General features: G+C 44.5%; 14 protein-coding genes. All 14 read left to right on the top strand.

The features are described 5' to 3' along the window. Positions 1-133 precede the first annotated feature (133 nt). The 14 genes from lgt (at position 134) to trxB (ending at position 12,501) form a co-directional block, all read left to right on the top strand. On the top strand, positions 134-1,012 hold the full coding sequence (lgt, locus tag CEF17_RS14810; RefSeq protein ID WP_100400206.1) for a prolipoprotein diacylglyceryl transferase: 879 nt from the start codon (positions 134-136) through the stop codon (positions 1,010-1,012). 60 nt (positions 1,013-1,072) lie between these two features. After that, positions 1,073-2,032, top strand: coding sequence for a nucleoside recognition domain-containing protein (locus CEF17_RS14805; RefSeq protein ID WP_100400205.1), 960 nt, complete (start codon positions 1,073-1,075; stop codon positions 2,030-2,032). Further along, positions 2,022-2,669, top strand: a complete 648-nt coding sequence (ppaX, locus tag CEF17_RS14800) for a pyrophosphatase PpaX (RefSeq protein WP_100400204.1) — start codon at positions 2,022-2,024, stop codon at positions 2,667-2,669. Before CEF17_RS14805 ends, ppaX begins: the two co-directional genes overlap by 11 nt. Continuing rightward, on the top strand, positions 2,666-3,181 hold the full coding sequence (locus CEF17_RS14795; RefSeq protein ID WP_100400203.1) for an acyltransferase: 516 nt from the start codon (positions 2,666-2,668) through the stop codon (positions 3,179-3,181). Before ppaX ends, CEF17_RS14795 begins: the two co-directional genes overlap by 4 nt. Positions 3,182-3,705: 524 nt before the next feature. Further along, positions 3,706-4,893 (top strand): ATP phosphoribosyltransferase regulatory subunit, encoded by a 1,188-nt coding sequence (locus CEF17_RS14790; RefSeq protein WP_100400202.1) that lies wholly within the window; start codon positions 3,706-3,708, stop codon positions 4,891-4,893. After that, the gene (gene hisG / locus CEF17_RS14785; protein ID WP_054636827.1) at positions 4,886-5,524 is read left to right on the top strand and encodes an ATP phosphoribosyltransferase; all 639 of its coding nucleotides are present in this window, start codon (positions 4,886-4,888) and stop codon (positions 5,522-5,524) included. Before CEF17_RS14790 ends, hisG begins: the two co-directional genes overlap by 8 nt. Beyond that, a complete protein-coding gene (gene hisD / locus CEF17_RS14780; protein ID WP_100400201.1) occupies positions 5,521-6,801 on the top strand; it encodes a histidinol dehydrogenase in 1,281 nt (426 codons plus the stop codon). Before hisG ends, hisD begins: the two co-directional genes overlap by 4 nt. Beyond that, on the top strand, positions 6,794-7,384 hold the full coding sequence (hisB, locus tag CEF17_RS14775) for an imidazoleglycerol-phosphate dehydratase HisB (RefSeq protein ID WP_100400200.1): 591 nt from the start codon (positions 6,794-6,796) through the stop codon (positions 7,382-7,384). Before hisD ends, hisB begins: the two co-directional genes overlap by 8 nt. A gap of 70 nt (positions 7,385-7,454) precedes the next feature. Continuing rightward, positions 7,455-8,099 carry an imidazole glycerol phosphate synthase subunit HisH gene (gene hisH, locus CEF17_RS14770; RefSeq protein ID WP_100400199.1) on the top strand — a complete coding sequence of 215 codons (645 nt, stop codon included), beginning with the start codon at positions 7,455-7,457 and terminating at the stop codon, positions 8,097-8,099. Further along, complete coding sequence (gene hisA, locus CEF17_RS14765) at positions 8,092-8,826, top strand: 1-(5-phosphoribosyl)-5-[(5-phosphoribosylamino)methylideneamino]imidazole-4-carboxamide isomerase (protein ID WP_100400198.1); 735 nt, start codon at positions 8,092-8,094, stop codon at positions 8,824-8,826. Before hisH ends, hisA begins: the two co-directional genes overlap by 8 nt. Next, positions 8,826-9,584 (top strand): imidazole glycerol phosphate synthase subunit HisF, encoded by a 759-nt coding sequence (gene hisF / locus CEF17_RS14760; protein ID WP_100400197.1) that lies wholly within the window; start codon positions 8,826-8,828, stop codon positions 9,582-9,584. Before hisA ends, hisF begins: the two co-directional genes overlap by 1 nt. Next, on the top strand, positions 9,581-10,207 hold the full coding sequence (gene hisIE / locus CEF17_RS14755) for a bifunctional phosphoribosyl-AMP cyclohydrolase/phosphoribosyl-ATP diphosphatase HisIE (RefSeq protein WP_100400196.1): 627 nt from the start codon (positions 9,581-9,583) through the stop codon (positions 10,205-10,207). The genes hisF and hisIE overlap by 4 nt, the downstream gene beginning before the upstream one ends. Positions 10,208-10,370: 163 nt before the next feature. After that, the gene (locus CEF17_RS14750; RefSeq protein ID WP_100400195.1) at positions 10,371-11,429 is read left to right on the top strand and encodes a tetratricopeptide repeat protein; all 1,059 of its coding nucleotides are present in this window, start codon (positions 10,371-10,373) and stop codon (positions 11,427-11,429) included. Between the two features lie 124 nt (positions 11,430-11,553). Continuing rightward, entirely contained in the window at positions 11,554-12,501 is a 948-nt protein-coding gene (gene trxB, locus CEF17_RS14745) for a thioredoxin-disulfide reductase (RefSeq protein WP_100400194.1), read from the top strand. Positions 12,502-12,698: the final 197 nt, after the last annotated feature.

Genomic DNA, 12,698 nt, shown 5'->3' with positions numbered 1-12,698 from the left:
AAAAAACCGGTGTTCGCTTTGGTCATAAAAGGGTAGGCTCTGACTCTTGTCAGCATCGGATGGAAGCATAATGAAAGCAGGAAACCGATAAAACAAGTACGTAAAGTGATTGTAGAACAGAGGTGTCACGAATATGATTTTTACAGCGCAGCCTTATGACCGCGTAGCATTTGAAATTGGTCCCCTTACCGTGCATTGGTATGGACTTCTAATAGGGATTGGTGCCTTTTTAGGGTACCTCCTTGTTTCACGGGAATTTGAAAAAAGAGGACTGCCAAAGGATATGTTTGCAGATTTGCTCCTTTGGGCGTTTCCGATAGCAATCGTTTCAGCACGAATTTATTATGTGATATTTGAATGGCAAACCTATATTCATGAACCCCTTCGCGCATTTGCGATCTGGGAAGGCGGGCTTGCCATTCATGGTGGTTTGATTGGTGCCTTTATCACCGTCTATGTTTTTGCGAAAAAGAGAGGCGTTTCCTTCTGGAGGCTGACTGACCTGGTTGTGCCGGGAATTATCCTTGCACAGGCCGTTGGGCGATGGGGTAACTTCATGAACCAGGAGGCCCATGGCGGCCCGGTGACAAGAGAGTTTCTGGAAGGCTTAATGATTCCTGATTTTATTATTAATCAGATGTATATAGACGGTACGTATTACCATCCAACTTTTTTATATGAATCCTTATGGAATCTACTTGTCCTGGCGATTCTTCTCTGGCTCCGCCGGGTAAATCTGCGACAAGGTGAGATGTTCTTTTCCTATCTCATCCTGTATTCAGTAGGACGCTTCTTTATTGAAGGTCTGCGTACAGACAGCCTAATGATTTTTGATCTCCTCCGTACGGCACAGGTAGTTTCTCTCGTATTGATCGCAGGTTCAATTTTCCTGATCTGGTACAGAAGGAAAAAGGGATACGCCGATACACGGTATTTAGATGATGAAGCGGAAGCCCCTAAGAAAACAAGTAACGGTAAAAAGAAAACGACCAAAAAGAAAAAGAAAAAATAAGAAGCCCCCGATCAGGCTGGATGAGTGAATTTCGAAAGGCAAAAGGCAGGTGGTAGAACTTTGTGGCAAACATTGAAAAAAGGGTTACTGGTTGGTCTACAGACTTCTTGGACGTTAGGGAAAATTATTTTTCCCATTACACTGATCGTAACCATTTTAAGCTATACACCTGTTCTTGATTGGATCGCGCGTATACTTGCTCCTATGATGGGGTGGATTGGGCTTCCTGGTGAAGCTGCCATTCCTCTTGTTTTAGGAAATGTACTGAATTTATATGCTGCGATTGGTGCCATTTTAACCATGGATCTCACAGTTAAGGAAGTCTTTATCCTTGCTGTGATGCTGTCTTTTTCTCATAATCTTTTTGTAGAATCGGCCGTAGCGGTAAAAATAGGCATACGGATGTCTGTCGTTCTGGCGGTTCGCCTTGGGCTTGCTTTTTTCTCTGCTTTAATGATTCACTGGCTCTGGCAGGGGGGAGGAGAACAGGCTCAATACGGGTTTGTATCAGGAACGAGCCAGCCTGAGGTAGATGGCTGGATGGGAGTCATCTGGCAGGGGGTTTCCAGCGCTACATTGGGAATTATACAAATTGCTTTGATTGTTATCCCTATCATGATTTTTGTACAGATTATGAAAGACCTTAACTGGCTGCAAGTCTTTTCACGGTGGATGTCTCCCTTTACCAGGATGCTTGGAATTAGGGAAAATACTTCCACCACATTGGCTTCAGGGCTTTTGTTTGGGCTTGCTTTTGGGGCAGGGGTGATGATCCAGGCTGCAAAAGAGGATAAAGTAAAGAAAAAGGATTTATACCTGGTCTTTATATTTCTTGTGGCCTGTCATGCTGTCATAGAGGATACACTAATATTTATTCCTCTTGGCATACCTGTTCTTCCTCTTCTTATTATCAGGCTGGTTACTGCAATTATTCTGACAATGATCATTGCTTACATTTGGAACCGGGTGGAGAAAAAACAAGAATTTGCCGGAAAGGAAACCACATCCTATGAATATTAATACGATTTTATTTGACTTGGACGGAACGTTGGTTAATACAAACGAGTTAATTATTTCTTCCTTTAAACATACACTGGATCATTACAAGCCAGGAACATATGGGCGAGAGGATATTATTCAGTTTATCGGACCACCTTTAACTGAAAGCTTTCGAAAGGTCGATCCTGAGCGAGCGGAAGAAATGATAGAAATGTATCGACAGCATAACCTTGCTTTCCACGATGAACTGATTGAAGAGTATGAAGGAGTTCAGGAAACTGTGGATACTCTTCACAATGAAGGCTTTAAATTAGCTGTGGTGACCACAAAACGAAAGCAGACAGCTTTAATGGGTATTGAAGTGATGGGTCTCAGCCCTTATTTTTCCAGCATTGTGACGTTTGACGATGTGGAGGAAGTGAAACCAAACCCGGAACCTTTAAATCAAGCGATGAAGGCTCTTGGATCCAAGCCGGATAACACTCTAATGGTAGGCGACAGTCATTATGATATTCTCGGCGGCCAGAATGCAGGGACGTACACGGCAGGAGTAGCCTGGTCTATTAAAGGAAAAGAACATCTCAGCTCCTTTAAGCCGGATCTTATGCTTGAAAAGATGCCTGATCTGCTGAAGTATGTAGGAGTTCGAGTACGATGAGGAAAACGGACCGTTATTCTGTAAAAGAGGCAAATTCACTCTGGCAAGTCTATAAGACGGTCCCGTTTTGGAAAGTATCCAAGAATTTTATCGTTATTCAAATGGCGAGGTACACTCCTTTTCTCCCTATGAAAAACTGGCTTTACAAAAGGTTTCTTGGCATGGAGGTAGGAAAAGAAACGTCCTTTGCCTTGATGGTCATGCTTGATGTGATGTTCCCTGAAAAAATTTCAGTGGGGCGAAACACCGTTATCGGTTACAATACAACAATTTTGGCTCATGAGTATTTGATTAAAGAATACCGTCTGGGCGATGTGAAAATTGGGGATGAGGTATTGATCGGGGCAAACACAACAATTCTGCCGGGTGTGACCATTGGTGATGGTGCTATCGTTTCAGCAGCCACTCTCGTGCATAAGGATGTCCCGGCGGGAAGCTTTGTCGGGGGAAACCCGATGAAAGTGATATACACAAAAGAACAATTGGAAGAACGAAGCGAGGGACTTGATTAGACAAGCCTTCGCTTTTTTTGTGGAGATTGCCATTCCATTGGGAAGGGGTGCCAGGCACCGCAGAGGATTGTAATATTAAATTGAGAAGAACGCTGATATAAGAGGGAAACTGCAATTAAAATATTACGGCATGTAACGGTGCCAGGCACCCCCAGCGGGTTGTAATAAAGAAAACGTGAGAAAGGCCGAAAAGATAGGAAAAACCAAATTAAAAATATTACAGTAAGTCGGGGTGCCAGGCCCCCGGTCTCTTGACGATGCAACAAAAGGTGTGTACACTACACCTATGCTCTTTATCTCGATAGTACATTAGCGAACTAAAGCAAAACGCGATAAAGAACCAAGCAAACATTTGATTATATAGGAAATCCTATCTATGATTTATCTAGGTGAAAAACAGTGCATGGAAAAATATGCTGAAACTGCGTATGCAGCAGTTCTTGGCATTTTAATAAAGATTTGACTACATACAGGCTCACACAGCCTGCTGCCCAATATCTTCAGCCCAAAGGAGCGACACACAAATGAGCAAACCCTTTATGTTTGAAAAACCTCTTGGAATGCGAGATACCCTCCCGGCCTTCTACGAAACGAAACGGAACATAAGCAAAAAGGTGGAAGCAGAAACTGAGCGCTGGGGTTACCGACCGATAGAGACACCGACGTTAGAATACTACGATACTGTAGGCGATGCCTCAGCAATTCTAGACCAGCAGCTGTTTAAGCTTCTTGATCAGCAAGGGAACACTCTGGTCCTTAGACCTGATATGACCGCTCCGATTGCAAGAGTTGCCGGCTCCAGTCTAAAGGATCAGCCTTTCCCTTTGCGTCTTTCCTATCAAACTCATTTGTTTCGTGCCCAGCAGCGTGAAGGAGGACGCCCGGCAGAGTTTGAACAAATGGGTGTAGAGCTTGTTGGAGATGGCACGGCAAGTGCAGATGGAGAAGTTATTGCATTAATGATTGCCGCTCTAAAAGAAGCGGGATTGGAAAACTTTCAAGTAGCCGTTGGCCATATTGGCTATGTGAATGCCCTTCTGCTTGATGTTGTAGGCAGCGAGGAGCGGGCAGGCGTTCTTCGTCGTTACTTATATGAAAAGAACTACGTAGGATACCGCCACCATGTAAAGAGTCTTCCTCTTTCCTCTATTGATGAAAAGCGTCTTCTGGGTCTTCTTAAGCTCCGAGGCGGCTACAGTAAAATAGAAGAAGCGAAAGAAATTGTTTATAACGGCGAGGCCTCCAAGGCACTTGAGGACCTGGAGCAGCTGTGGGAAGTTCTCGAAGGATACGGCGTGACCGAGCATTTAAAGTTTGACTTAAATTTAGTGATGCATATGAGCTACTATACCGGTGTCGTTTTTGAAGGCTATGGAAGCAAGCTTGGTTTTCCCCTTTCAAGCGGAGGCCGATATGATGAATTAGTACAGAAATTTAACCGTCCAGCCCAGGCAACAGGCTTTGGTATTCGTCTCGACCTTCTTGTGGAGGCACTTGGAAAAACAGAGGAAGAGCCTAAACAAACATGCATTATTTTTAGCAAAGAACGTAGAAGAGAAGCCATAGAAAAGGCAAGGAACCTCCGTAATGAAGGAAAGCAGGTTGTTCTTCAGGACCTTCAAGGAGTGGAAAGTGTAGATCAATTAAGTGAAACCTTTGAGGACGTCATTTATTTTATCGGCAAGAAAAAAGGAGAGGGAGTCAATGAGTGAGCAACTGACCGTCGCAATGCCAAAAGGCAGGATATTTGAAGAAGCGGCCGACTTGCTTCGTAAGGCAGGTTACGCCCTTCCCCCTGAATTTGATGATTCCAGAAAGCTGATTGTGGAAGCGCCTGAAGCAAATATGAGCTTTATCCTTGCCAAGCCTATGGATGTTCCAACATATGTGGAGCACGGGGTCGCCGATGTAGGGGTGGCAGGAAAAGATGTGATGATTGAAGAGGAACGAGATGTATATGAAGTCCTTGATCTTAAAATTAGTGAGTGCTACATGGCTGTAGCAGGACTTCCTGGTTATAAGAAATCTGATATCAATCCGAAGGTGGCATCTAAGTATCCTAATTTAGCCACACAGTATTTTAAGGAGCAAGGTGAACAAGTCGAAATTATTAAGTTAAACGGCTCCATTGAGCTCGCTCCGTTAGTGGGTCTTGCTGACCGGATTGTTGATATCGTTTCAACGGGCCGGACCCTCAAGGAAAACGGGCTCGTAGAATTAGAAACGATGATTCCTATTACCTCCCGTTTGATTGTAAACCCAGTCAGCTACCGGATGAAGGATGAACAAATTGATGACCTCGTGGAACGACTTGCGGATGTGATGGGAGGAGAGCAGCGGTGAGAATTATTAAAGTTACAAAAGAAGTAAGCCTGGCACGTGATGTGGATACAGGGAACGAAACGCAGCAGGCTTCAGTAGACAACATTCTCGCCCAGGTGCGCGAAGAGGGGGATCAAGCACTAAAAAAACTGACAGAGCAGTTTGATGGGGCAGCCCTGGAAAATCTTCTTGTAACCAAGGAAGAAATGGATGATGCCTATAATGAGGTTGAAGATGAGGTTCTGGAGGCGCTGAGACAGGCAGCTCTTAACATTCGTGAATTTCATGAAAGGCAGACACGTCAGTCCTGGATGGTGACCAAGGAGGACGGAACAATGCTCGGTCAGAAAATCATTCCTCTGGATTCTGTGGGCGTATATGTTCCGGGAGGAAAAGCCTCTTATCCTTCCACAATTATGATGAACGTGATTCCTGCCCAGGTCGCTGGTGTGGAAAACATCGTTATGACGTCTCCTCCTGATAAAAACGGAAACCTTACCCCCGCGGTCCTTGTCACTGCTGCAGAACTTGGGGTCAAAACCATTGTGAAAGCCGGCGGGGCTCAGGCTGTTGCTGCTCTGGCCTATGGAACGGAAACCGTGCCGAAGGTTGATAAAATAGTAGGACCTGGAAATATCTTTGTGGCTCTTGCGAAGAGGGCGGTATTTGGACAGGTTGATATCGATATGATTGCAGGTCCCAGTGAAGTTGTCGTTCTTGCTGATGAAAGAGCACGCCCCGAGTATATTGCTGCAGATCTCCTTTCCCAGGCAGAACATGATGAAATGGCGTCAGCTGTTTTAGTCACACCTTCCGAAACACTTGCTCAAATGACAGCTTCAGAAATTGAGCGCCAGGTCAAGGAGCTGCCGAGAAAAGATATTGCAGAAGCCTCTATTAAAGACTACGGGGCCATCTATTTGACAGAAAACATGGAAGAAGCGATAGAGGCAGTCAACAAGCTTGCTCCGGAGCATCTCGAGATTTTAACGTTAAACCCACATGATCAGCTTGGAAAAATCAAACATGCGGGTGCCATCTTTTTAGGACCGTACAGCCCTGAGCCAGTGGGCGATTATTTTGCCGGGCCGAACCATGTGCTTCCAACGAACGGGACAGCACGATTCTCAAGTCCATTAAATGTCGATGATTTCACCAAGAAATCGAGCATTATTTCATACAGTAAAGAAGCATTCCATAGAGATGCTTCCCATATCACGGCACTTGCACGCCTGGAAGGGCTTGAAGCTCATGCAAGATCCATAGATATTCGAATGGAGGGAAAGAAAAGTGAGTGAACGCAGAGGTTCTATTGAGCGAAACACCTATGAAACACAAATCAAATTAGATTTTGAAGTGGATGGGGAAGGAAAAAGTGATATTGAAACAGGCGTTCCTTTCATGACTCACATGCTGGAGCTTTTCACAAAGCACGGCCACTTTGACTTAACGGTAAAAGCAACAGGGGATACCGAGGTTGATGATCATCATACAACTGAAGACATTGGAATATGCCTAGGGCAGGTATTCAAGGAGGCCCTGGGAGATAAAAAAGGAATCCGCCGTTATGGAAACGCCTTTGTTCCAATGGATGAAACGCTTGCTCAAGTTGTGGTCGATTTAAGCAACAGACCTCACCTTGAATTTCGTGCTGATTTTCCCCAGGCAAAGGTAGGGACCTTTGACACGGAGCTCGTCCATGAATTTCTATGGAAGTTCGCTCTTGAAGCCAGAATGAATCTTCACGTAATTGTCCATTATGGACATAACACTCATCATATGATTGAGGCAATTTTTAAAGCGATGGCAAGGGCCCTTGATGAGGCAACCATGATTGACCCGCGGGTAAAGGGTGTTCCTTCCACAAAAGGCATGCTGTAAAACAGTCAGGTGCGCTATAATTAGAAAATCAGGTCTGGAAAAAAGGTTTCCATAGAAAGGATGAAACAGCATGATCGGTGTGATTGACTATGGAATGGGCAACTTGCACAGTGTGACAAAGGCAATGGAACGGCTCGAGCTTGAGTATTTTTTATCAGAGGATATCCAGGAGCTGAAAAAAGCTGATGGCCTGATTCTTCCTGGAGTTGGGTCCTTTAAAGACGCTATGACCATTCTGGAGGCGAAAGGCCAGGCAGATTTTGTGAAGGAATGGGCAGAGGATGGGAAGCCTTTGCTGGGCATTTGTCTTGGCATGCAGTTATTATTTGAAGGAAGTGAAGAAAATGGGGAAACAGAAGGGCTTAATCTGCTGCCTGGCTATGTGCGCCGTTTTTCTGGTGTGATGGAGGATGGAACGAAGTATAAAGTGCCTCACATGGGCTGGAATAAGGTTTCCTTTCAGCAGCCGGATCACCCCCTTCTTCAATCGCTGAATACGGGACACGTCTATTTTGTCCATTCTTATGTAGTGAGAACGGACGATGAATCGGTGTTAATTGCAACAAGTGAGTATGACGGACCGGTTCCTGCAGTAGTAGGCCGTGATAATGTCATGGGAACACAATTCCATCCTGAAAAAAGCAGTCAAATGGGGATGACTATTTTAAAAAATTTCGGGGCTTTAGTGGCTGGAAAGGTGAGCGTAAATGAGTAAGTTTATAATCTATCCAGCAATTGATATGCGCTGCGGCAAATGTGTGCGCCTGTTACAGGGAGATTATGAGAAGGAAACGGTATACGGAGATTCACCCTTTGATATGGCGAAGCGCTTTGCTGATTCAGGCGCTTCCTGGATACATATGGTAGACCTTGACGGGGCAAAAGAGAAGAAAAGAGTAAACGATAATCATGTGCTGGAGGTGGCCAAAAACCTTGATGTTAAGGTGCAGATCGGCGGCGGTATCCGCACAGAGGAAGACGTGGCGTACTATCTTGAACATGGTGTCGACCGGGTGATTCTTGGAAGTGTAGCAGTGAATAATCCTGAGTTTGCTCAGAAGATGCTGTCATTATACGGGGAGCGAGTAGCGATTGGACTCGATGCAAGAGATGGATATGTAGCCGTAAACGGCTGGGTGGAAACCTCGGAAGTAAAAGCGGTAGACCTGGGAAAAGAGCTTGCTTCTCAAGGCGCAGAAACATTTATATTTACAGATATCTCAAAAGACGGAATGCTCTCCGGGCCCAATGTTAAGGCGATAGCTGAGCTTGCTGAAGCGACAGGAAAAGAAGTGATCGCCTCTGGAGGAGTCAGCAGCCTGGATGATATTAAAGAGCTTGCTGAGTATAAAGAAAAGGGTATCGGCGGAGCCATTGTTGGAAAAGCATTGTACACAGGAAAGGTAGAGCTTGAAGATGCAGTTAGAGAGGTGGAGAAATAATGCTCACAAAACGAATCGTTCCCTGCCTTGATGTGAAGGAAGGACGGGTTGTAAAGGGTGTGCAGTTTGTTGATCTCCGTGATGCCGGGGATCCAGTTGAGCTGGCTGCCTTTTATGATGAGCAGGGCGCCGATGAACTTGTCTTCCTTGATATATCAGCCTCTCATGAAGGTAGAAAAACAATGGTAGAAGTAGTAAAAGAAGTGGCCGGAAAATTAGCCATTCCTTTTACAGTCGGCGGCGGCATTAACTCTCTTGAGGATATGAAAATCATTTTGCGTGCAGGAGCAGATAAAGTTTCTCTGAACACAGCAGCTGTCAACCGTCCTGAGCTGATCACAGAGGGAGCAGCTTATTTTGGTTCTCAGTGTATTGTAGTGGCTATTGATGCGAAATACGATGAGGAACTTGGTTCATGGCGCATATATACTCACGGCGGCCGCACCCCGACAGACTGGGAAGTGAAAGACTGGGCTCGCGAAGTAGTGAAACGAGGAGCAGGAGAAATTCTTTTAACGAGTATGGATGAAGATGGTTCGAAAGCTGGGTTTGACCTTCCTCTGACGGAAGCTGTAAATGAGGTGGTTTCCGTGCCAGTTATTGCTTCTGGAGGAGCCGGTGCAAAGGAACATTTTGTCGATGTGTTCGAAAAAGCAAAAGCGGATGCTGCTTTGGCTGCTTCTATTTTTCATTATAAAGAAACTTCAGTAGAAGAAGTGAAACATCATTTGCGTGAAAAAGGAGTGGAAGTCCGTTGAACCTGGAAGAACTATCATTTGATGAAAAGGGCCTAATCCCTGCCATTGTTCAAGACGCTGTCTCAAAAGAGGTTTTGACACTGGCTTATATGAATAAAGAGTCTCTTGAAAAGTCCATTGAAACAAAAGAAACATGGTTTTACAGCCGCTCCCGCCAGGAGCTGTGGCATAAAGGGGAAACGTCAGGGAACACACAAACGATAGAGGACATCAGGTTTGACTGTGATCAGGATGCCCTGGTGGTTCTCGTACATCCTAAAGGGCCGGCCTGCCATAAAGGCAGCTACAGCTGTTTTGCAGATTCCCTGCTGGATAAGGAAGTAGCAGAGAAGGCCTCGGAACGCTTTGCGATCATCAACCAGCTTGAAGAAACCATTGCCAGGCGTGAAGCCGAAATGCCGGAGGGTGCCTACACTACGTATTTGTTTACTGAAGGTGTAGATAAAATCCTCAAAAAGGTTGGTGAAGAAGCAAGTGAAGTCATCATTGCTTCAAAAAACCGAGATGCCGAAGAACTTAGCATGGAAGCAGCAGATCTTTTGTATCATACTCTTGTGCTGTTCCGTGAACAGAAGCTGCCGATAGACAGTGTTCTGGACGTTCTTAAAAACCGCCACGGCTAAGGTTTTCACAATGAAAGAAGCCACGGAAAAGAATGATGGATAAAAATAAATAACTGTTAAAAAAAAAGGGATGGACCGATAGTCTATCCCTCTTTTTTGGGTTGACAGAAAATGCTATACTTGATACATTGCATTTTTTGTGGACGGAGGTCATAAAAGTCGCATGAAATTATCATCAGAGACGAAGGGACAAGTTATCCCTTTTATACAAAACGGGGAATACTTCTTTAAAAAAGGAGTAGGAGCCTATCAAAAGAAAGAGCTTAACCGGGCTGTGAAATATTTGCGCCGTGCAATAGATATAAATCCCAAAGAAGCTGTCTTTCAATGTCAGCTTGCTGCTATTTTAGCAGATTTAGGAAGGTACGAAGAGTCAAATGACCTTCTTTTACACGTTCTTGACCATGTGGATTCAACGATGTATGACAGCTACTTCTTTTTGGCAAACAATTATGCATACCAGGGTTTGTTTGAGAAAGCCAAAGAAGCAGCAACGAATTATCTTCAATACTGCTCAGAGGGAGATTTTGCAGAGGATGCAAGAGATCTTTTAGAGCTCCTTAAGCTTGACAATGATCAAGGAGAATCCCAGGAACGGGACGGAATTGAAGATGAATTGATTTTAAGTTACGAAAAAGCGTGCCGTTATATGAAGGATGGGCATTATAATAAAGCAGAGGAGCTACTGGAAAATATTATCACAGATTACCCTTCCTTTCGCTCCGCCTATAGTCAGCTGGCCTATGTTCTTCATTTAAAAGGTTATTCCGAAGAGGCACTTGCATTCACAAAGGACCTGTTGGAAGAAGAGCAGTATCTTCCTGCAATTTGCCAGCTTGCCCTTCTTTATTATGATATGGGACGTAAAGAAGAATCAAAGGAAGTAGCTGATTTGTTAAAGCAGGTTGTACCTATGGACAGAGATCATATTTATCGCCTGGGGGCCACTTTTTGTCACCTTGCTGAGTATGAAGAAGGGTACCGCTGGTTTAAGCACCTGGGAAAAAGGTTTGCTCCCGACCATGAGGATTACTTCTTTAAGTATGGTGTGACGGCGTATCAAATAGGGAAAGAATCCTTAGCAAAAAAAATGTGGGAACAGGCTGACCATATGGGGCATCAGGCTGCTGCAGACCTTTTGGAAAAGATGAAGGACGGGATTTTGTCCAAAGGGGACGCCCGTTGTGATTTATACATGGATCCAGGGATTTCTCTTCGCTAACAAAGCGTGAGCAGATTAATGGACTTCCATTTAACCTTTTCGTAGGATAGGATTTGTAACCAGCAGATAAAATAATGAGAGATCATCGAGTTATAAATGTACGGATGAAAAGGAGAGAATCGGTATGACGGAAGAAAAGATTTATGATGTAATTATTGCAGGTGCCGGTCCCGCAGGTATGACAGCAGCTGTCTATACTTCACGTGCCGAGATGAGTACGTTAATGCTTGAGCGCGGCGTTCCTGGAGGCCAGATGGCTAACACGGAGGACGTGGAAAATTATCCTGGGTTTGGTCATATTCTAGGTCCGGATCTTTCAAACAAGATGTTTGAGCATGCCAGAAAATTTGGTGCTGAATATGCTTATGGCGATGTCAAAGAAATCATTGACGGCAAAGAATATAAGATTGTAAAAGCAGGAAATAAAGAATATAAAGCCCGCTCTGTCATTGTGGGAACTGGGGCAGAATATAAACAGCTTGGAGTGCCTGGCGAGAAAGAACTGGGAGGCCGCGGCGTTTCCTACTGTGCTGTCTGTGACGGAGCATTTTTCCGGGATAAAGAAATTGTTGTAGTTGGAGGGGGAGACTCTGCTGTAGAGGAAGCCGTGTATTTAACACGTTTTGCTTCAAAAGTAACAGTTGTTCACCGCCGTGACCAGCTTCGTGCCCAGAAGATTCTTCAGCAGCGTGCCTTTATTAACGAAAAGATAGATTTTAAATGGAATCACATTGTGAAAGAAATCAATGATAATAACGGCAAGGTAGGCAGTGTAACGCTCACAAACCTTGAATCCGGTGAGGATTACGAATTTAAAACGGATGGTGCGTTCATCTATATCGGTATGCTGCCACTGAACAACGCGGTAAAAGAGCTTGGTATAACCAATGAAGAAGGTTATATTGAGACAAATGAGGAAATGGAAACGAAAATCCCTGGTATCTTTGCTGCCGGAGATATTCGTGAAAAATCTCTTCGCCAAATTGTAACCGCGACAGGTGACGGCTCTATAGCGGCACAGACTGCCCAGCATTATGTAGAGCAGCTAAAGGAAATCGTCAAAGCGAACTAAAAGGCTGAAGAAGAAACTTTACCTTTTCGTAAGCCTGTCTTAACGATTTTGTAACAAATTTGAAACATTAAAAGGGTAAGATAGGAATAAGTAATTGACCCCCTTTTATAGATCTTTGTAAGCACAGGTTTTCAGCCTGTGCTCTTTTTTTGTTCAAATGGCTGAAAAGAGGATTGATTGTGATTGGTAAATGTATG

The organism is Bacillus sp. FJAT-44742, assembly GCF_002797315.1.
Taxonomy (GTDB): Bacteria; Bacillota; Bacilli; order Bacillales; family Marinococcaceae; genus Thalassorhabdus; species Thalassorhabdus alkalitolerans.
The sequence above is the reverse complement of the archived record's forward strand: the minus strand, read 5'-3'. Positions and strand labels throughout refer to the sequence as shown.